Here is an 18,979-nt window from a genome sequence, read left to right on the forward strand (position 1 = left end):
AAAGTGGACCGAGTGAGCATGGCAACGAGTACAGTGGCGGCAGCGCAGACCTTTATCGACCCCCTGGCGGACCTCGATCCAAAATCCCCAAAGGACCACGTGTGGCCGGTGGGCGGCAAAAACGGTCTGCGGATCGCGTCCGTGAATGTCAATGGAATCCGGGCCGCCTATAAGCGCGGAATGGCCCAGTGGCTGGCAGCGCGCGACGTGGACATCCTGTGCCTGCAGGAAGTCCGGGCGCCCGATGCGATAGTGCACGAACTACTCGGAGACGACTGGCATATTCTGCATGCCGAAGCCGAGGCTAAAGGACGTGCCGGGGTCGCAATCGCCTCCCGCAAAGACCGCGTACGGCCACTGCAGACCCGGATCGGCATTGGCGATGACTACTTCGCAACCACCGGGCGCTGGGTGGAAGCGGACTATCAGCTCCAGGACGCCGCGGGGCAGCCGGTGAAGCTCACGGTGGTCAGCGCCTACGTGCATTCCGGCGCAGTGGACACGCCCAAACAGGCGGATAAGTACCGTTTCCTGGACGTGATGGCTGCCCGCCTCCCGCAGCTGAAGGATGAAAGCGACCACGCGCTGGTGGTCGGCGACCTCAACGTCGGCCATACCACCTTGGATATTAAGAACTGGAAGGGCAACGTCAAACGGGCCGGCTTCCTGCCCGAGGAACGTGCCTACTTCGACCGGTTTTTTGGCGAGGAAATCGGTTGGAAAGACGTCCATCGGGGCCTTGCCGGCGACGTCGAAGGTCCCTATACCTGGTGGTCGTGGCGCGGACAGGCGTTCGACAATGACACGGGCTGGCGCATTGACTACCAGATGGCAACCCCGGACCTAGCGGCGGCCGCCGCCGCCGCCGTCGTCGACCGGGCGCCCTCCTGGGATACCCGATTTTCTGACCATGCACCCCTCGTGGTCGACTACCAGCTTGACGTACTCTCCTAGCCGCCGATGACGACGGATGAGGGAACGCACCAGATTTCTGAGAGCAGTGATTTTATGAGCGCAGCACGTCAACGCATTCTGTCCGGCGCGAAGCCCACCGCCGATTCGCTGCACCTGGGTAATTACATAGGTGCAGTGCGCAATTGGGTTTCGATGCAAGCCGAATACGACGCAGTCTTCTTCATTCCCGATCTGCACGCCGTGACAGTCGATTTCGACCCCGGGGACCTGGCGAGGCGGACCCGGACCGTTGCCGCCCAGTACATTGCTGCGGGAATCGATCCGGAAAAGTCCATTTTCTTCGTCCAATCCCATGTGCCCGAGCATGCCGAGCTGGCCTGGGCGCTGAACTGCATCACCGGCTACGGCGAGGCAGCCCGGATGACGCAGTTCAAGGACAAGACACAGAAGGGCGGAACCGACGCGGCTACGCTGGGGCTGTTCGCGTACCCCACGCTGATGGCTGCGGATATTCTGCTCTACCAGACCGACCTGGTGCCTGTTGGAGAAGACCAGCGCCAACATTTGGAACTGACCCGGAATTTGGCCCAACGCTTCAATACCCGCTTTGGCGAAACGTTTACTGTTCCGGATGCGAAGATCCTCAAGGAATCCGCGAAGGTTTACGATCTGCAGAATCCCACGGCCAAAATGTCCAAAACAGGCGAATCCGCCAGCGGCTCCATTCAGCTGCTGGAGGATCCAAAGATTGCCGCCAAACGGATCAAATCAGCTGTTACGGATGATGGCACCGAGGTCCGTTTTGATCTTCAGGCTAAGCCCGGCATCTCCAATCTGCTGACCATTTACTCGACATTGACGGGTACGACGGTGGCGGAGCTGGAGAATGCCTACGCGGGCAAAATGTACGGACATCTGAAGTCCGACTTGGCCTCCGTGATGGTGGAATTCCTCACGCCGCTGCGGGACCGCACGAACGAATTGTTGGCTGATCCGGCCGAGCTGGACCGGCTGCTGGCCGGCGGCGCGCGGCGGGCCCGTGAAATTGCGTCCGTGACGCTGGGCCGCGTCTACGACAAGATGGGCTTTCTCCCGCTGCAGGGCGGCCGCTAAGGCCATGACCGAGCCAACCGGAAGCCGTGTTGCATCGGAGGTCGCCCTGGCATCGGAGGGCGGGTACCGGTGGGTGGGGATCATCGTGGCGTTGCCGGAACCGCTCTCCGCCGAAATCACCGCTTATAGACGTTCCTTCGGGGACAGCCTGGCGGCCTCGATTCCTGCGCACATCACCCTAGTGACCACCACGCCGATTGGAGACTGGGCCGAAACCGTCCGGCATGTGCGCCACGTCGCCGCCCGCCAGCTTCCTTTTCGGGTCAGCGTCAGCGGTACCGGCTCCTTCCGGCCGGTGTCCGAGGTGGTCTATCTGCAGCTTCAGTCCGGCTTCGATGAATGCGTCCAGTTGCACGAAAAGCTGCAGAGTGGTCCGTTGGCTCGGGCTCTCGCCTTCGATTTCCATCCGCACCTCACGGTCGCCCATGACATTAGCACTGCAGGGCTCGATGAGGCCGCGCGGACTCTGGCAGACTTTGAGGCAACATTCCCGGTGACCGGAATGGGACTCTATGTCCACGATGATTCTGGAGTGTGGCTACTAAAGGAAGAGCTGAATTTTGGCGGGACGTCTGAGAAGCAAAGCAACCGAGAGCGCGAAGCCACTGCCGACCGAGTTGGCGAGGCTCCGGCTTGAGGTAATCCGCAAACAGACCGCGTTCGGGCGCAGCAAGCGGGAGGGCGCCGGGCGAGTGGGGGTGTTCGTTGCTTGGCTGAATCTTCAGTTGGCCAAGCTCAATACGGTACGTCCGTTGCGGGTGATGGCGCAGTACAACCTCCAGCACGGGCCCGTGATGGCCGCCGGCATCGGCTTCGCAATGTTCTTTTCCATCACCGGTCTGCTGACCACCGGGTTTTCGATCGCGGCGCTGGTATTGAAATCGGACAAGGTGCTGCTGGATGCCCTGGTTTCCAGCGTCGCCACGAGCGCTCCCGGACTACTGAAGGTCGACGGCGGCGACGGTCTTGTCGATCCGCAGGCCCTGTTGAATCCCGCAGGGCTCGGCTGGACGGCCATCGTCGCTGCGCTGGTGACCATCTTTGTCGCGCTGAACTGGATTTCATCCTTGCGGATCGGCATGCGGGGCGTGGCAGGCCTACCGGCACTGACTGCCAATTTCCTGCTCATGAAGCTAAAGGACGCGGGGACGCTGGTGCTGCTGGGCGTTGCCCTGATCCTGTCCGCCGGGGTCACGGTGATTTTCGGCGGCGCGCTGGACGCTATCACCGGGGCCCTCAGATTGGATCCGGCAGTGGCGAACCCCGCCGGTTTCGGCGTCGGCGTGTTAGTCGCCGTTTTACTGAACTGGCTCACGGCTACCATTTTGTTCCGGCTGGCGGCGGGGCTTAAACCGGAACGCGGTATCTTCTGGCAGTCCACCCTGCTTGCCGGAGTTGGGGCCACCGTTCTCCAGTTGCTCAGCGGGCTCCTGCTGGCCCGGGCCGGGGCAAACCCGCTGCTGGCCTCGTTCGCGGTCATTATCGGTCTTTTGATCTGGTTTAACTTCGTCAGCCAGGTTTTTCTGATCTCTGCTGCGTGGTCCGCCGTCGGGCAGGCCGATGTCGTGGCAGCAGTTGTAACGGCGGATCAGCGGGGCCGGGCGCGGTCCCTGCGGCGCGCCTGACCACCTGCTATCGAACGGCTGTGCTGATTAAACGACCGAGCCGGAGCTGTCCTTGGGTACGTTCTCCAGGACAGCTCCGGCTCAGTTGCTAAAACCAGTGCTCGCGGGTCAGACCTGCCGGCTGAGGATGGCCTGCTTGACCTCGGAGATCGCCTGGGTGACCTGGATGCCGCGCGGGCATGCTTCGGTGCAGTTGAAGGTGGTGCGGCAACGCCACACGCCTTCCTTGTCGTTGAGGATCTCCAGGCGCATATCGCCGGCATCATCGCGCGAGTCGAAGATGAAGCGGTGCGCATTAACGATGGCCGCGGGGCCGAAGTACTGGCCGTCCGTCCAGAAGACCGGACACGATGACGTGCATGCGGCGCAGAGGATGCACTTTGTGGTGTCATCGAAGCGGGCGCGCTCCTCGGCGGACTGCAGACGCTCCCGGGTTGGCTCATGGCCCTTGTTGATCAGGAACGGCATGATTTCGCGGTAGGACTGGAAGAACGGTTCCATGTCCACGATCAGGTCCTTTTCCACTGGCAGGCCCTTAATGGCTTCCACGGTAATGGGCTTTTTCGTGTCCAGGTCCTTCAGCAGAGTCTTGCAGGCCAGCCGGTTGCGCCCGTTGATGCGCATAGCGTCGGACCCGCAGACGCCGTGGGCGCAGGAGCGGCGGAAGGAGAGCGAGCCGTCGTGCTCCCATTTGATCTTGTGCAAGGCGTCCAGGACACGGTCCGTGCCATACATGGTCAGTTCATAGTCTTCCCAAACGAAGTCCTCGGACACCTCCGGGTTGTACCGGCGCACGCGCAAGGTGACGTCGAAAGTGGGGATCTCGCCGCCGCCTCCAACGTGTGCGGGCAGTTCGATCTTTGATGCCGGTTCGGGTGCCGTTTCGGCAGTTTCAATCGGGCTCATTAGTACTTCCTCACCATCGGCTCGTAGCGCGTGAAGACAACCGGTTTGGTTCCCAGCCGGATGCCCGCTGTGTGTTCGGCGTTGGCTCCCTCGGCAACCTTGTAGGCCATCGAGTGCTTCATGAAGTTTTCATCGTCGCGCTCGGGGAAGTCCTCGCGGAAGTGCCCGCCGCGGGACTCCTGGCGATGCAGTGCGGCAACCGTCATGACCTTCGCCAGTTCCAGCAGGAAGCCCAGTTCCACGGCCTCGAGCAGATCCAGGTTGAACCGCTTGCCCTTGTCCTGAACGGTGATGCGCTGGTACCGCTCCTCGAAAGACGCGATGTCGCCCAAAACCTTGTTCAGCGACTCGGCGGTCCGGAACACCTGCATATTGGCGTCCATGGTGTCCTGCAGTTCCTTGCGGATCAGCGCGACTTTTTCGCCGCCGTCGGACGTCCTGACGTGGTTGAGCAGCTCCACGGTGTAGGCCTCCGGATCCTCTGGCAGGTCCACGAAATCTGCGGTCAGGGAATACTCGGCGGCGGCGATTCCGGCGCGTTTGCCGAAGACATTGATGTCCAGCAGCGAGTTGGTGCCCAGCCGGTTGGAACCGTGCACGGACACGCATGCCACCTCACCGGCGGCATACAGGCCGGGAATCACGGTGTCATTGTCCTGCAGAACCTCGGCTTTGACGTTCGTGGGCACACCGCCCATGGCGTAGTGCGCTGTCGGGAAAACCGGAACCGGCTCCGTGTAGGGCTCAACACCGAGGTAGGTGCGGGCGAACTCGGTGATGTCCGGCAGCTTCGCATCGATGTGCGCCGGCTCCAGGTGGGTCAAATCAAGGAGCACATAGTCCTTGTTGGGTCCGCAGCCGCGTCCCTCCCGGACCTCGTTGGCCATCGACCGGGCCACAATGTCGCGGGGGGCAAGGTCCTTAATGGTCGGGGCGTAACGCTCCATGAAGCGCTCACCCTCGGAGTTGCGCAGGATCGCGCCCTCGCCGCGGGCGGCTTCGGAGAGCAGGATGCCCAGGCCGGCCAGTCCGGTCGGGTGGAACTGGAAGAACTCCATGTCCTCCAGCGGAATGCCGCGGCGGAACGCAATGCCCATGCCATCGCCGGTCAGTGTGTGCGCATTGGAGGTCGTCTTAAAGACCTTGCCCGCGCCGCCGGTGGCGAAAATAACGCTCTTGGCCTGGAAGACGTGGAGCTCACCGGAGGCCAGGTCATAGGAGACCACGCCGGCCACGCGCTTCTGGATACGAGTGACACCGTCGACGGTGACTTCTTCATCCACCATCAACAGGTCCAGAACGTAGTACTCGTTGTAAAACTCAACGTTGTGCTTGACGCAGTTTTGGTAGAGCGTCTGCAGGATCATGTGTCCGGTACGGTCCGCGGCATAGCAGGCGCGGCGGACAGGGGCCTTGCCGTGGTCGCGGGTATGCCCGCCAAAGCGGCGCTGATCGATCCGGCCCTCCGGCGTGCGGTTGAACGGCAGCCCCATCTTTTCCAGGTCGAGGACTGCGTTAATGGCTTCTTTGGCCATGATCTCCGCGGCGTCCTGGTCAACCAGGTAGTCCCCGCCCTTGACCGTGTCAAAGGTGTGCCACTCCCAATTGTCTTCCTCGACATTGGCCAGTGCCGCGCACATGCCGCCTTGGGCCGCACCCGTGTGGGATCGGGTGGGGTAGAGCTTGGTCAGTACAGCGGTGCGTGCGCGCTGGCCTGATTCGATGGCGGCACGCATGCCGGCGCCACCGGCCCCGACGATAACGACGTCGTACTTATGGACCTGCATACTGGATGCTCTTTCTCTCTTTACTTCGTTTAAAGCGTGTGGGTGCTTCCTGATGGCCACGTGCGTCTACCGTTGGTGGCCCGAACCTGCGCTGATTTGTCGCTCAGATGCCTGTCATTTGGCGGTGCAGAAGGACGGGAGGTCCGTCACAGCGCCGGCCGGGCACGGGTCGAACGTGAAAATGACCAGCGTGCCGAGGACGATGATGACGACGGTTGCTATGTAAAGCACCGTCTTGAGCGTCATCCGCGTAGCGTTGCGCTCGGCGTAGTCGTTGATGATGGTCCGCACGCCATTGGTGCCATGGAGCATGGCGAGCCAGAGCATCAGCAGGTCCCAGATCTGCCAGAACGGGCTGGCCCATTTGCCGGCCACGAAGCCGAAGTCGATGGCGTGGATGCCATCGCCGACCATGAGGTTCACAAACAGGTGTCCGAAGATCAATACCACCAGAACGACGCCGGAGAGGCGCATGAAGAGCCAGGCAACCATTTCAAAGTTGCCCTTGCCGCCCCTCCTGCGGTTGTACTTGACATCGATTTTGCCGCTGCGCGGGGCGTCGATTGTAGGTGTGGCCATGATTAGTGCCCCCCGAAAACGATGGAAAGGTGACGGATCAGGAACGGCACCATTACGACGACCCAGAGGATCAGGACGGACCAGAGTAGCCGGGCCTGGTACTTGTTGCCCTTCTTCCAAAAGTCGATGGCAACGATCCGCAGACCATTGAACGCGTGGAAAACGATGGCGGCGACCAGGCCGGCCTCGCCCAAGCCCATGACCGGGTTCTTATACGCGCCGATGACGGCGGTGTACGCCTCCGGGGATACGCGCACCAGCGAGGTGTCCAGAACGTGAACCAACAGGAAAAAGAAAATGACGACACCCGTAATTCGGTGTCCCACCCAGGACCACATGCCTTCTCGGCCGCGGTACAGAGTGCCAGCTGGTTTTGTCGGCACGCAATAATCCTCTCTGCATCACAGCGGCGCTAGCGTGGTTCCACGCGGGGTTACGCTCGTTGCGAGAGCACTCGTAGCTCAGGCCTAAATGTAGGCTTCGCATACAGCTTATTCAAATTAGGCGCGTTTTGCTCTATGGCCCTGATCACAGACCGCCGCCAGAGGGTGCGGACTGAAGTCCATTAGACTGGCCGGTGATGAATACGCAAATGCAATATACCCCGGACGCCGGATCCGCCGAGGCCCTTTCCGCGCAGCCTTTGGACAGGTTTTATGCAGTCATTCCCGCAGGCGGAGTGGGTACAAGGCTGTGGCCACTGTCCCGTGCCGCTGCGCCGAAGTTCCTCCACGATCTGACGAATTCGGGCAGCACGCTGCTGCGTGCCACCTATGACAGGCTTGCGCCGCTGGCCGGCGACCGTATCGTCGTCGTCACCGGCACTGCCCACCGCGAGGCCGTTTGCCGTCAACTGCCGGAGATCAAGGATGCCGACTTTGTGCTGGAGAGCGAGCCCAAGGATTCTGCGGCTGCGATCGGACTGGCGGCCGCGATTTTGTACCGGCGGGATCCGGACATCATCATGGGTTCCTTTGCCGCGGACCAGGTGATCAGCCCCGACGTGGAATTCCAAGCTGCGGTCCGGGAGGCGATTTTCACTGCAGCGACGGGCAAGATCGTGACGATCGGCATCAAGCCCACGCATCCTTCCACCGGTTTCGGCTACATCAGGACCGGCGCCGCCCTGGACGTTGCCGGTGCTCCCAGCGCCCACGCCGTCGTCGAATTTGTGGAAAAGCCGAGCGAGTCGGTGGCGGCCGAATATCTGGCCAGCGGAGATTACAACTGGAACGCGGGGATGTTTGTTGCCCCTGTGGCCCTCATGCTCAAGCACCTGGAGCAGAACCAGCCGGAGCTCTTTGCCGGCCTGAGCCAAATCGCCGACGCGTGGGAAACTGACCGGCAGCAGGAAGTTACCGCGCGGATCTGGCCGACGCTGCCGAAGACGGCCATTGACTACGCGGTAGCCGAACCCGCGGCCGACGCCGGCGACGTTGCCGTGATCCCCGGGACGTTCAGCTGGGACGATGTGGGGGACTTCGCCGCGATTGGCCGGCTCAACAGCGCCAAAGAAGTGGACGATGTGACCGTGGTCGGGGAAGGTGCCCGGGTTTTCACCGAGGGTGCTTCCGGCGTGGTCGTCACCGACACCAAGCGTGTCATCGCGCTGATTGGGATCAAGGACGTCGTCATCGTGGACACGCCGGACGCGCTGTTGGTGACGACGACGGCGCACGCGCAGCAGGTGAAGAGCGCGGTGGACCATCTGAAGGCCAGCGGCGACACGGACGTTCTCTAGACAGGGCGCCGTCGGACGCTGCCGGACTCCTGCTGGAGCGGCCCGCCAGAGCCGCCGGACCGTAACGGTGCGCCGTCAATACCCGTGATGCGATCAGGGGTCGCTAGAGTTTCTGTGTGCGCAATTACTCTGCAGAGATCGAACCGACCGCCCTGATCGCCCCTTGGCTGGAGCCGAAACTCGCAGAGCTGCAGGCCTTCCGGCGCGATCTGCACGCACATCCGGAACTTTCCCGGCAGGAATACCGCACCACCGAAAAACTGGTGCAACGGCTCAAAGAGGCCGGGCTGAATCCGCACCCGTTCAAGGGCACCGGGCTTTTCGTTGACGTGGGCGAGGGCCCGATCGCCACCGCGCTCCGCGGTGACATTGATGCTTTGCCGGTCCTGGAAGAAACCGGGCTGTCGTTTGCATCGCGCAACCACGGCGTCACGCACGCCTGCGGCCACGACATTCACACCACGGCGATGCTGGGAATCGCCTTGCTGTTGGCCGACATGCATGCCCAGCGTCCGCTTGGCGCGAGCATACGAATTATTTTCCAGCCCGCCGAGGAGATCATGCCCGGAGGCTCGTTGGATTGCATCGCGGAGGGTGCGCTCGAGGGTGTGCCGCGGATTTTGGCGCTGCATTGCGACCCGAGGATCGAGGTGGGCCATATTGGGACGCGCATTGGCTCCATTACGAGTGCCTCGGACACCATCAAGATTGAGCTCTCCGGCCGCGGTGGCCACACCTCGCGGCCTCATCTGACCGAGGATCTGGTCTTTGCGTTGGCGCAAATCGCAGTCAATGTCCCTGCTGTTCTTTCCCGCCGCGTCGACGTGCGCAGCGGGGTGTCGGTGGTTTGGGGACAGATCGGGGCTGGTTCTGCTCCGAACGCCATTCCCGGCACTGGCTTCATGGCGGGCACCATGCGCTGCCTGGACCGTGAAGCATGGCACTCCGCTGGGGAGCTGTTGGATCAGGTGGTCCAGCAGGTCGCCGCTCCTTATGGCGTCGACGTCCGGCTGGAGCACACCCGCGGTGTCCCGCCGGTGGTGAATTCGGAGCATGAGACGGCGTTGATCGAGGCAGCTGCCCGAGCGGAACTTGGCGAGAACGCCGTCGTTCTGGCTCCGCAGTCCATGGGCGGCGAGGATTTTGCCTGGTTCCTGCAGGACACCCCGGGTGCGCTAATGCGGCTGGGGACCCACGTACCAGGCGGCGAGCAGTATGACCTGCACCGCGGTGACTACATTGTCGACGAACGGGCGCTGGGGCTGGGGATTAGGGTGCTGGGCGCGGCGGCGCTGCGGGCCATCCGGGATCTCACCTAGCCGGCCGGGGCAGCCGAGGTGAACGGAGATGTCCCCTGTTCGGTTGTGCACAATTGAATTGCGCGCTATCTTAGAGGAATGAAAGGGAATTCAATGATCCGCCAGGCGGCGGCTATAGATGCCCCAACCCAGGGCGCGCCGCGGATCTCCGAGCATCAGCTGCTCCAGCGGCAGGTTTGTTTCGCCCTATACTCTGCCTCCCGCGCTGCCACTGCGGTCTACCGGCCGATGCTCCAGGAGCTTGGGCTGACCTATCCGCAGTATCTTGTGCTGCTCCTGCTCTGGGAGCGGGACGGTGCGTCAGTGCGGGAACTGGGTGAGGAGCTGTCGCTGGATTCGGGTACCTTGTCTCCGCTGTTGAAGCGGCTGGAGGCTGCCGGACTGGTGCAGCGTCAGCGGAGCGCCGATGATGAGCGGCGGGTGCAGGTTCACCTGACCGGCGACGGCGACGCCTTGCGGGAGCGGGCGGCTGCGGTTCCGCAGCAGCTCGCAGCGGCCGCGGGGCTGAAGCCCGGCGAGTTGGATCAGCTTCGCGGCACGCTATCCCGGCTTACCGCAGCCTTGCATGCTGCGGCACTCTAACGGCAGCTTAAGGGTTCCTGGATTTCCTAACTAAGGATGACTATGAAAGTTCTTTACACGGCACAGGCCCGCGCCACCGGCGACGGGCGCAACGGACAGGCCCGAAGCTCCGACGGTCAGCTTGAGGTGACACTGGCCGCGCCGGTGGAACTGGGCGGGGACGGACACGGCACCAATCCCGAGCAGTTGTTTGCTGCCGGCTATGCCGCTTGCTTCCACTCCGCTCTGCGGCTGGCAGGGCGGCGCCACAAGGTGGATGTCTCGGGCTCCACGGTGAACGCCAGCGTGGACTTCGGCGCGGTCGCTGGCGGTGCCTACGGGATCGGGGTGCGGATGGAGATTGGTTTGCCGCATCTGGAACGAACCGCCGCCCAGGAGCTGGCGGAGTCAGCCCATCTGATTTGCCCCTATTCCAATGCCACGCGTGGCAATATCAGCGTCGAACTGAGCATCCTTGAGCTCACGGGCGCGACCACAGAATCTATGGTCGGCAGTTCAGCCGACAGCTAGTCCAGCCAGCAGCTAGTCCAGCCAGCAGCAGAGAAATCCCACCCCTAATGGAGGCATTCAGATGACCCATCAAGCGCACAGCAACGACACTCCCGCCGTCGGCCAATCGGCACTTCCCGGTACTACCCGCGAGGTGCAGCTCGCGTCGCGTCCGCAGGGGGCGCCGGTACCGGAAAACTTCCGGCTCAGCGAAGCCGAGCTTCCTGATTTGCTGGCGGGACAGATCCTGGTCCGCAACACGGCCATGAGCGTCGATCCGTACATGCGCGGCCGAATGAACGACGTGAAGTCGTATAGTCCGCCCTTTGCGCTGGATGTGGCGCTCGACGGCGGCGCCGTCGGTGAGGTGATTGCCTCGCGCAGCAGCGAACACAGGGTGGGTGATGTTGTCCTGCATTCGCTGGGCTGGCGGGACTATGCGGTCCTCGCGGAGGGGGCGGCACGTACCGTGGATCCGGCGCTGGCGCATCCCACGGCCTTCCTGGGAGCCCTCGGCATGACGGGCCTCACCGCCTATGCCGGGCTGACGGACGTGGCCGCCTTCAAACCGGGCGAGACAGTATTTGTCTCCGGCGCCGCAGGCGCGGTGGGATCCTTGGTAGGTCAGATCGCCAAAAACCTTGGGGCCGCACGAGTGATTGGCAGCGCAGGCTCCGCGGAAAAAGTGGCGCGGCTGCTGGAACTGGGCTTCGACGCAGCCTTCAATTACCATGATGGTCCCGTCAAGGATCAGCTCAAGGCAGCGCTTGGTGAAGGTTCCGGCATCGATGTTTATTTTGACAATGTGGGCGGCGAACACCTGGAAGCGGCAATTTCGGTCCTGAACCGCTTTGGCAGGGTAGCCATGTGCGGTGCCATCTCGCAGTACAACAGCACAGCGCCCGTCCCCGGGCCGGCGAACCTTGCCCTCGCCATCGGAAAACAACTGACCTTGAAAGGGTTCATTGTCGGCAGTTACCAGCACCTCGCCGGCGAATTCGCGGCACAGATGGCAAGCTGGCTCTCAGAAGGAACTATTCGTTTCGATGAGACTTTCGTTCACGGGCTGGAAAATGCACCGCAGGCGTTCATCGACCTGCTGCGCGGGGCCAACACAGGGAAGATGGTGGTTGTGCTGGACTAAACGTAATTGTGGACTATTGGGAACTCACTGAGTGCGACCCGTCCGTTGAGGTGACTGCGGAAGCGGGTCTGGTGTCGCTGCCGCGTGCTGCTCGGCACTTAGGTACTCTTCCACCGCCTGTTCGGGAACCCGGTAGGACTTGCCGAAGCGGACGGCCGGCAGCTCGCCGGCATGAACGAGCCGATAAACGGTCATTTTTGACACACGCATGGCCAGCGCGACCTCGGCCACCGTGAGATAGTGCGCATCCTCGAACTTCTGCAGATCAACCATTGCGTCCCACTTCTGTTTGCCCATCAACTCCGCGACGAATCAGTAAACGTGCCTACCTTCAATCACTCGTGCCGTCAACCACTCGTCCCTTCATCCACTCGTACAACTTTTTGCACATCATATGCACAGTCCCAAGAAGTGGCTACGGGTAGTCCCGCTGTTGTCGCCCAACCAGGCCAGGACCGTGATGGTTCCGGAAATGGCTTTTGGTGCAGGGGCCGGCGCCAGGTAACAGGAGTCCAACAATTTCGGGAAATGCGGGTCAAGGGCACAAAAATGCTGATCGTGAAGCGCATCACGCAATAGGGTGTTGTCATCACCGCATCCACAGCGCAGCGCCGCGAAAATATCAGTGGCGGGGAATCTGAAGAGCATTCTGCAGCCGGCGGCATTCCGTATCTGAAAGGCTAAGCTATGGCGGATCGCAGGGGCGGCGCGGACGACGGCGGCGCAATTGACTGGGAGTCGCTGGCGGCCGCCGCGCATGCGGCGATGCTGCATGCCTACGCGCCGTACTCCAGATTTCCGGTGGGCGCAGCCGCGCTGACGGAGGACGGCAGGATTGTCAGCGGGGCCAATGTGGAGAACGCCAGCTACGGACTCACCCTCTGCGCCGAATGCACCATGGTGGGCCAGCTGCAAATGACCGGCGGCGGCCGGCTGACGGCTTTTTACTGTGTTGATTCCACCGGCGCACTGCTAATGCCATGCGGGCGCTGCCGGCAGTTGCTGTATGAATTCAGGGCGCCCGGCATGGTCCTGATGACCACTGCCGGCATCAGGACCATGCACGACGTGCTGCCCGATGCGTTCGGCCCCCAACCTCTGGAGGAACTTTCATGACCGAAACTTTTGACGCCGTCGACATCATCCGCACCAAACGGGACCGCGGGACGCTCAGCCGCGAGCAGATCGACTGGACCATCGATGCGTACACACGCGGGACCATCGCCGAGGAGCAAATGGCGGCCCTGAACATGGCGATCCTGCTCAACGGAATGAACCGGGAGGAAATCTCGGCCTGGACCGCTGCCATGATCGCTTCCGGAGAACGGATGGATTTCTCCGGCCTGCGAAGCCCCTCCGGTGCCGTCAAGCCCACGAGCGACAAGCATTCCACCGGTGGGGTGGGGGACAAAATCACCTTGCCGCTGGCACCGCTGGTTGCCGTGTTCGGCGTTGCTGTGCCGCAGCTCTCCGGCCGCGGGCTCGGCCACACCGGCGGGACATTGGACAAGCTTGAGTCCATCCCCGGCTGGCGGGCCGAGCTGAGCAATGCTGCCATGATGCGCCAGCTCAGCGAGGTCGGCGCCGTTATCTGCGCCGCGGGCGCCGGCTTGGCCCCGGCGGATAAGAAGTTATACGCTCTGCGTGACGTCACCGGCACGGTGGAAGCCATCCCCCTGATTGCCTCCTCCATCATGAGTAAAAAAATCGCCGAGGGCACAGGTTCCCTGGTGCTGGATGTCAAAGTTGGCTCTGGCGCGTTCATGAAAACCGAAGCCATGGCACGGGAACTGGCGGAAACTATGGTGGCGCTGGGCCAGGATGCCGGCGTCCATACGGTTGCCTTATTGACGAATATGGCCACACCGCTGGGACTGACGGCAGGTAACGCGATCGAGGTGCAGGAATCGGTGGAGGTACTTGCCGGCGGCGGCCCGGAAGACATCGTCGAACTGACCCTCCGGCTGGCGGAGGAAATGCTGGCCGGCGCCGGCGTCCACGATGCCGATCCGGCCGCCGCCCTGCGGGACGGCCGGGCCATGGACGTCTGGAGGAAAATGATATCCGCCCAGGGCGGTGATCCCGACGCCGCGTTGCCGCAGGCCAAGGAAGCCGAGGTGATCTACGCGCCGGCCGACGGAGTCCTGGTGCAATTGGACGCGCTGGCCGTCGGCGTCGCCGCGTGGCGCCTGGGAGCAGGCCGGGCGCGCAAAGAAGACGCGGTGCAGGCCGGAGCCGGGGTGCGGCTGCATGCTAAACCGGGTGCCCTGGTGCGGGCCGGCGAGCCGCTGATGACGCTGCTCACCGATACCCCGGAGAAGTTCGACCGGGCCCGCGAGGCATTGACCGACGCGGTGCTGATAGCGCCGGAAGGCTCGCGCCCGGCGCAGCAGCTCGTGCTGGCGCGCATCGACTAGGGACGCCACCGGAAGACTCATACTCCAGGCGGAGGAGAACGGCGTAATGTAGGCCTAAAGAGTGATGGTTTGCGTGAGCCTGGCGTGGGAAACTATAGATGGCCCCACCCCCGGAGAGGAATCGTCCCCAGTGGACCTGCTGAATGCCTTACCCCACCTAATGGGCGAGCTGAACCGTTTGATTGAGCACTCGGCAAACCAATGGTGGGTTGTGCCGTTGGTGATGCTCTTCTGCCTGATCGATGGATTCTTTCTTTTCCTCCCCAGCGAAACAGCCATTGTGGCCCTCGCCGCGATTTCCGCAAGGCTGGGGGAGCCGAACATCTGGCTGCTGCTGGCCGGCGGCGCCATCGGTGCCATCATGGGAGATAACATCGCTTATTTCCTGGGGCGCAAGCTCGGGGTCAGCCGATTCCGCTGGATGCGCAGACCGCGGACGGCAAAGGCCTTTGACTGGGCACGCAAGGAACTGGACAAGCGCGGGGCCATCCTGATTTTCACCGCCCGGTATATTCCGGTGGGCCGGATCGCCGTCAACTTCACCGCCGGCGCAACGCGCTTCCCCTGGAAAAAATTCTTCTGGCTGGACTTCGCCGCGGCGCTGACCTGGTCGGGATATTCGGTGGGCATCGGCAGTTTTGCCGGCCGATGGGTGCATCACAACCCGCTGCTCGGCGTGGGCATCGCCATCGTGTTTGCCATCATCATGGGATTCATTGTCGATAACGCGATGAAGTTCTTCCACAGCTGGCTCAGCAAACGGGCCAAATCCAGCGCGGCAGCGGGTCGGGCGGCGGGAACCGGGCCGGCAGCGAACCGACAGCGCCAGGGATCAGGGCGCTAGAGTTGAACGGTGACTGAATCCGCGCAAGACGCCATGACCGCATCTGAGAAGACTTTGGACCTGCAGAGCCTGCCGAAAGTTTCCCTGCACGATCATTTGGACGGGGGTCTCCGTCCCGCCACTATCATTGAGCTGGCAGCCGCCGCCGGGCACAAGCTGCCCTCCACGGACCCGGTGGCGCTGGCCCAGTGGTTCCGCGAATCGGCTGATTCCGGTTCGCTGGTCCGCTATCTGGAAACCTTCGACCACACCATCGCGGTCATGCAGACGCGGGACGGCCTGATCCGGGTTGCCCGCGAGTTTGTTGAAGATCTGGCGGACGACGGCGTCGTCTACGGCGAAGTGCGCTGGGCGCCCGAGCAGCACCTACGGGCCGGCCTGACTCTGGATGAAACGGTTGACGCCGTGCAGGAAGGTCTGGAAGCCGGGGTGGCCTCGGTGGAGGAGTCAGGGCGGCATATTCAGGTGGGGCAGCTGATCACGGCCATGCGCCACGCGGACCGCGGTCAGGAGATCGCCGAGCTCGCAGTGCGGCACCGGAACTCCGGCGCTGTCGGCTTTGATATTGCCGGCGCCGAAGAAGGCTTCCTGCCGTCCCGGTTCAAGGATGCCTTCACCTACCTTGCCGAGCATAATTTCCCGACGACGGTCCATGCCGGCGAGGCCGCCGGGTTGGCGAGCATTCAGGATGCGCTGGTGCACGGACGTGCACAGCGGCTTGGCCACGGCGTGCGGATCGCTGAAGACATTGAGGTGGAGTACATCGCGGCGCAAGACGCAGACGAGGCAGCGGTTGGCGCCTCCGACCTCGACACAGAAGGCCTGAGTGCAGATGATACTGTCGGCGTCGTCACGATGGGGGAATTGGCTTCTTGGGTGCGGGACCGGGGCATAGCGCTGGAAATCTGCCCGTCGTCAAACCTGCAGACCGGGGCGATCGCAGGATTCGGCGGCGGTATTGCTGACCATCCGCTGGACCTGCTGTACCAGACCGGATTCCGCGTCACGATCAATACGGATAATCGTTTGATGAGCGGGGTCACCCTGACGGGTGAGTTCGAGCTGCTGATGGAGGTCTTTGACTACGATCTGGATGATCTGCTGGCACTGTCCTTGAACGCTGCCGAAGCTGCCTTTTTGCCGCTGGAGGACCGCGAGGCGCTGGCGGATCACCTGATCGAGGCCTATAGCGGCGCGCGCTGATGGCCGCCGGGCCGGCCGGATCAGACGTGCCTGCCGTGCGGGAGCCGGCCGGCCCTGACCCTGCTGTGGAGCTGCGGCGGCTGATTGAGGTTATTGCCCAGCTGCGCCAGCACTGCCCATGGATGGCGGAGCTGACGCATGAATCGCTGGTGCAGTACCTGATCGAGGAGTCGTACGAACTAGTCGAGGCTATCGAGACGGGATCCCGCGACGAGATCAGGGGAGAGCTCGGCGACATCCTCCTGCAGGTGGTTTTGCATGCCCGCCTGGCGCAGGAAACCGGCGCCTTCGACATCGCCGACGTGGCGCAGGCGCTGACCGCGAAAATGATTCGACGCAGCCCGCACGTGTTCGATCCAAACGGATCCTTACTGGACGGTTTCCCCACAGGCCCCGGCAACTCCGCAGGCCCCGACTACTCCGCAGGCCCTGACAACTCGGCAGGCCCCGGCGACCTGGCGGAGATTGAGGCTACCTGGCGGAGCGTGAAGAACGTGGAGCGAGCGCTTGCCGGCGCCGGGTCCGTCTTCCACGGCATTCCTGCAGCCCTCCCCGCTCTTGCCCTGGCGCAAAAGTCGCTGGATCGTGCCCTACCAACTACGGCCGCGCTGCCTGGTCCGGAACCCCTCCATGGCGGGCCTGAATCCGCGCCGCCGCAGAGCGAAGAAGAGCTCGGTGAGCTGCTGTTCGCCGTCGTACGCACTGCCCACAGCAACGGATGGGACGCCGAACGTGCGCTGCGAACGGCCGTCCGGCGGTTCCAAAACGGCGCCGACTCCGAAAATGAGACCCCGGCGGCCAAATGACGCCCCTGCCGTGGCTCCTGAGGCGGCAGCGCACGTTGCTTCCGGCACCACGGCCGGTAGATCCGGGCTCCCGGCGGGCTGCGGGATTTAGGCGCTAGGCTAGGTGGGACAGCGAGGTCGACATTCAACCGCCAGCTGCCCCGATGCAAGGCAGCACATCCTAGGAGCCGTACATGGCCATCATTGACGCCATTCATGCACGCGAAATTTTGGATTCCCGGGGTAACCCGACAGTCGAGGTCGAGGTGGGGCTCGACGACGGATCGGTAGGCCGTGCAGCGGTTCCGTCCGGCGCGTCCACCGGAGCCTTCGAGGCCGCGGAACGCCGGGACAATGAAAAAGGCCGCTACCAGGGCAAGGGCGTCCGCCAGGCGGTTGACGCGGTCATAGACACCATTGCCCCGGCACTGATCGGCTTCGATGCAACGGATCAGCGGCTGATCGACCAGACCATGCTGGAACTGGACGGCACGCCGAACAAATCCAATCTGGGCGCCAACGCCATTTTGGGCGTTTCACTGGCCGTGGCCCATGCCGCCGCCGATTCCTCCGATCTGCCCCTTTACCGCTACCTGGGTGGACCGAATGCGCACGTTTTGCCCGTGCCGCTGATGAATATTCTCAACGGCGGATCCCACGCCGATTCCGACGTTGATATTCAGGAATTCATGGTGGTCCCGCTCGGGGCCTCGACCTTTTCCGAGGGGCTGCGCTGGGGCGTGGAGGTTTACCACAATCTCAAGGCCGTGCTGCAGGAAAAGGGCCTTTCCACCGGGCTGGGAGACGAGGGCGGCTTCGCGCCGAATCTGCCGTCCAACCGGGCCGCCCTGGATTTGATCCTGGAGGCCATCAAGCGGGCCGGTTACACTCCCGGCAAGGACGTGGCACTGGCCCTGGACGTCGCGTCGTCGGAGTTCTTCAAGGACGGCACCTACCAGTTTGAAGGCACGTCGCAGACAGCGGCGCAGATGAGCGCCTACTACGAAGAACTGGTTCAGGATTACCCGTTGGTCTCTATCGAGGACCCGCTGGACGAGGACGACTGGGAAGGCTGGAAGACGCTCACCGACGCCATCGGCGAGAAGGTCCAGATCGTCGGGGATGACCTTTTCGTCACCAATCCGGAGCGCCTGCAGCGTGGCATCGATGCGAAGACGGCCAATTCTCTGCTCGTGAAGGTCAATCAGATCGGCACCCTGACGGAAACGCTGGACGCCGTCTCGCTGGCCCAGCGCGCGGGTTATACGACGATTACCTCCCACCGTTCAGGTGAAACCGAGGACACGACGATTGCCGATATCTGTGTGGCTACCAACGCCGGACAGATTAAGACTGGTGCTCCGGCCCGCTCGGAGCGGGTCGCGAAGTACAACCAGCTGCTGCGCATCGAAGAAGAGCTCGATGACGCCGCCCGTTACGCCGGATCTGCTGCCTTCCCGCGTTTCACGGCTAAGTAAACACCGGTGACTGGCTAAGGTTAACTCCAGGCCTTAGCCAGTCGGGCCGCGG

At 62.9% G+C, this 18,979-nt stretch carries 20 protein-coding genes; 15 read left to right on the plus strand and 5 right to left on the minus strand.

Going from position 1 to position 18,979, the window contains the following annotated elements; all coding sequences use genetic code 11:
- The first annotated feature begins 18 nt into the window (after positions 1-18).
- The 4 genes from OS914_RS08190 (at position 19) to OS914_RS08205 (ending at position 3,653) form a co-directional block, all read left to right on the plus strand.
- On the plus strand, positions 19-954 hold the full coding sequence (locus tag OS914_RS08190) for an exodeoxyribonuclease III (RefSeq protein WP_267545565.1): 936 nt from the start codon (positions 19-21) through the stop codon (positions 952-954).
- A 54-nt stretch (positions 955-1,008) separates the two neighbouring features.
- The gene (gene trpS / locus OS914_RS08195) at positions 1,009-2,028 is read left to right on the plus strand and encodes a tryptophan--tRNA ligase (protein WP_267545566.1); all 1,020 of its coding nucleotides are present in this window, start codon (positions 1,009-1,011) and stop codon (positions 2,026-2,028) included.
- 4 nt (positions 2,029-2,032) lie between these two features.
- Complete coding sequence (locus OS914_RS08200) at positions 2,033-2,665, plus strand: 2'-5' RNA ligase family protein (protein WP_267545567.1); 633 nt, start codon at positions 2,033-2,035, stop codon at positions 2,663-2,665.
- Between the two features lie 88 nt (positions 2,666-2,753).
- The gene (locus OS914_RS08205; RefSeq protein WP_267545568.1) at positions 2,754-3,653 is read left to right on the plus strand and encodes a YihY/virulence factor BrkB family protein; all 900 of its coding nucleotides are present in this window, start codon (positions 2,754-2,756) and stop codon (positions 3,651-3,653) included.
- Between the two features lie 108 nt (positions 3,654-3,761).
- On the opposite strand, the gene OS914_RS08210 is transcribed toward OS914_RS08205, so the two are convergent.
- From OS914_RS08210 to sdhC, 4 genes are all read right to left on the minus strand, one after another.
- Positions 3,762-4,559 (minus strand): succinate dehydrogenase iron-sulfur subunit, encoded by a 798-nt coding sequence (locus tag OS914_RS08210; RefSeq protein WP_267545569.1) that lies wholly within the window; start codon positions 4,557-4,559, stop codon positions 3,762-3,764.
- On the minus strand, positions 4,559-6,346 hold the full coding sequence (gene sdhA / locus OS914_RS08215) for a succinate dehydrogenase flavoprotein subunit (RefSeq protein ID WP_267545570.1): 1,788 nt from the start codon (positions 6,344-6,346) through the stop codon (positions 4,559-4,561). The genes OS914_RS08210 and sdhA overlap by 1 nt, the downstream gene beginning before the upstream one ends.
- 114 nt (positions 6,347-6,460) lie before the next feature.
- A complete protein-coding gene (locus OS914_RS08220) occupies positions 6,461-6,925 on the minus strand; it encodes a succinate dehydrogenase hydrophobic membrane anchor subunit (RefSeq protein WP_267545571.1) in 465 nt (154 codons plus the stop codon).
- Positions 6,926-6,927: 2 nt separating this feature from the next.
- Positions 6,928-7,308, minus strand: coding sequence for a succinate dehydrogenase, cytochrome b556 subunit (gene sdhC, locus OS914_RS08225; RefSeq protein WP_267545572.1), 381 nt, complete (start codon positions 7,306-7,308; stop codon positions 6,928-6,930).
- A gap of 209 nt (positions 7,309-7,517) precedes the next feature.
- On the opposite strand from sdhC, the gene OS914_RS08230 reads away from it, so the two are divergent.
- From OS914_RS08230 to OS914_RS08250, 5 genes are all read left to right on the plus strand, one after another.
- A complete protein-coding gene (locus OS914_RS08230; protein ID WP_420713904.1) occupies positions 7,518-8,666 on the plus strand; it encodes a mannose-1-phosphate guanylyltransferase in 1,149 nt (382 codons plus the stop codon).
- A gap of 116 nt (positions 8,667-8,782) precedes the next feature.
- Positions 8,783-9,985: an amidohydrolase gene (locus OS914_RS08235; protein ID WP_267545574.1), complete on the plus strand. Its 1,203-nt coding sequence runs from the start codon at positions 8,783-8,785 to the stop codon at positions 9,983-9,985.
- Between the two features lie 78 nt (positions 9,986-10,063).
- Positions 10,064-10,567 carry a MarR family winged helix-turn-helix transcriptional regulator gene (locus OS914_RS08240; protein ID WP_420713898.1) on the plus strand — a complete coding sequence of 168 codons (504 nt, stop codon included), beginning with the start codon at positions 10,064-10,066 and terminating at the stop codon, positions 10,565-10,567.
- Positions 10,568-10,609: 42 nt separating this feature from the next.
- The gene (locus OS914_RS08245) at positions 10,610-11,077 is read left to right on the plus strand and encodes an organic hydroperoxide resistance protein (RefSeq protein ID WP_267545575.1); all 468 of its coding nucleotides are present in this window, start codon (positions 10,610-10,612) and stop codon (positions 11,075-11,077) included.
- A gap of 61 nt (positions 11,078-11,138) precedes the next feature.
- Positions 11,139-12,200: an NADP-dependent oxidoreductase gene (locus OS914_RS08250; RefSeq protein ID WP_267545576.1), complete on the plus strand. Its 1,062-nt coding sequence runs from the start codon at positions 11,139-11,141 to the stop codon at positions 12,198-12,200.
- 24 nt (positions 12,201-12,224) lie between these two features.
- Here OS914_RS08250 and OS914_RS08255 read toward each other — a convergent pair whose 3' ends face one another.
- Positions 12,225-12,473 carry a helix-turn-helix domain-containing protein gene (locus OS914_RS08255; RefSeq protein ID WP_324290638.1) on the minus strand — a complete coding sequence of 83 codons (249 nt, stop codon included), beginning with the start codon at positions 12,471-12,473 and terminating at the stop codon, positions 12,225-12,227.
- Positions 12,474-12,887: 414 nt separating this feature from the next.
- Here OS914_RS08255 and OS914_RS08260 point away from each other — a divergent pair, with 414 nt between their 5' ends.
- The 6 genes from OS914_RS08260 to eno all read left to right on the plus strand — a co-directional run bounded on the left by OS914_RS08260 (position 12,888) and on the right by eno (position 18,927).
- A complete protein-coding gene (locus OS914_RS08260; protein WP_267545578.1) occupies positions 12,888-13,316 on the plus strand; it encodes a cytidine deaminase in 429 nt (142 codons plus the stop codon).
- The gene (locus OS914_RS08265) at positions 13,313-14,617 is read left to right on the plus strand and encodes a thymidine phosphorylase (RefSeq protein WP_267545579.1); all 1,305 of its coding nucleotides are present in this window, start codon (positions 13,313-13,315) and stop codon (positions 14,615-14,617) included. The genes OS914_RS08260 and OS914_RS08265 overlap by 4 nt, the downstream gene beginning before the upstream one ends.
- 130 nt (positions 14,618-14,747) lie before the next feature.
- Positions 14,748-15,461: a DedA family protein gene (locus OS914_RS08270; protein WP_267545580.1), complete on the plus strand. Its 714-nt coding sequence runs from the start codon at positions 14,748-14,750 to the stop codon at positions 15,459-15,461.
- 9 nt (positions 15,462-15,470) lie between these two features.
- The gene (locus tag OS914_RS08275) at positions 15,471-16,664 is read left to right on the plus strand and encodes an adenosine deaminase (protein ID WP_420713899.1); all 1,194 of its coding nucleotides are present in this window, start codon (positions 15,471-15,473) and stop codon (positions 16,662-16,664) included.
- Positions 16,665-16,699: 35 nt separating this feature from the next.
- The gene (locus OS914_RS08280) at positions 16,700-17,470 is read left to right on the plus strand and encodes a MazG nucleotide pyrophosphohydrolase domain-containing protein (RefSeq protein ID WP_420713905.1); all 771 of its coding nucleotides are present in this window, start codon (positions 16,700-16,702) and stop codon (positions 17,468-17,470) included.
- 173 nt (positions 17,471-17,643) lie between these two features.
- Positions 17,644-18,927 carry a phosphopyruvate hydratase gene (gene eno, locus OS914_RS08285; protein WP_267545581.1) on the plus strand — a complete coding sequence of 428 codons (1,284 nt, stop codon included), beginning with the start codon at positions 17,644-17,646 and terminating at the stop codon, positions 18,925-18,927.
- Positions 18,928-18,979: the final 52 nt, after the last annotated feature.

It is taken from the genome of Arthrobacter endolithicus, assembly GCF_026627425.1.
Classification (GTDB): domain Bacteria; phylum Actinomycetota; class Actinomycetes; order Actinomycetales; family Micrococcaceae; genus Arthrobacter_M.

Excerpts from the sequence above, each read along its gene's own strand:
- OS914_RS08190 (WP_267545565.1), top strand. The coding sequence starts at position 19 with ATGGCAACGAGTACAGTGGCGGCAGCGCAGACCTTTATCGACCCCCTG.
- trpS (WP_267545566.1), top strand. The coding sequence starts at position 1,009 with ATGAGCGCAGCACGTCAACGCATTCTGTCCGGCGCGAAGCCCACCGCC.
- OS914_RS08200 (WP_267545567.1), top strand. The coding sequence starts at position 2,033 with ATGACCGAGCCAACCGGAAGCCGTGTTGCATCGGAGGTCGCCCTGGCA.
- OS914_RS08210 (WP_267545569.1), bottom strand. The coding sequence starts at position 4,559 with ATGAGCCCGATTGAAACTGCCGAAACGGCACCCGAACCGGCATCAAAG.
- sdhA (WP_267545570.1), bottom strand. The coding sequence starts at position 6,346 with ATGCAGGTCCATAAGTACGACGTCGTTATCGTCGGGGCCGGTGGCGCC.
- OS914_RS08220 (WP_267545571.1), bottom strand. The coding sequence starts at position 6,925 with ATGGCCACACCTACAATCGACGCCCCGCGCAGCGGCAAAATCGATGTC.
- OS914_RS08230 (WP_420713904.1), top strand. The coding sequence starts at position 7,518 with ATGCAATATACCCCGGACGCCGGATCCGCCGAGGCCCTTTCCGCGCAG.
- OS914_RS08240 (WP_420713898.1), top strand. The coding sequence starts at position 10,064 with ATGAAAGGGAATTCAATGATCCGCCAGGCGGCGGCTATAGATGCCCCA.
- OS914_RS08245 (WP_267545575.1), top strand. The coding sequence starts at position 10,610 with ATGAAAGTTCTTTACACGGCACAGGCCCGCGCCACCGGCGACGGGCGC.
- OS914_RS08250 (WP_267545576.1), top strand. The coding sequence starts at position 11,139 with ATGACCCATCAAGCGCACAGCAACGACACTCCCGCCGTCGGCCAATCG.
- OS914_RS08255 (WP_324290638.1), bottom strand. The coding sequence starts at position 12,473 with ATGGTTGATCTGCAGAAGTTCGAGGATGCGCACTATCTCACGGTGGCC.
- OS914_RS08260 (WP_267545578.1), top strand. The coding sequence starts at position 12,888 with ATGGCGGATCGCAGGGGCGGCGCGGACGACGGCGGCGCAATTGACTGG.
- OS914_RS08265 (WP_267545579.1), top strand. The coding sequence starts at position 13,313 with ATGACCGAAACTTTTGACGCCGTCGACATCATCCGCACCAAACGGGAC.
- eno (WP_267545581.1), top strand. The coding sequence starts at position 17,644 with ATGGCCATCATTGACGCCATTCATGCACGCGAAATTTTGGATTCCCGG.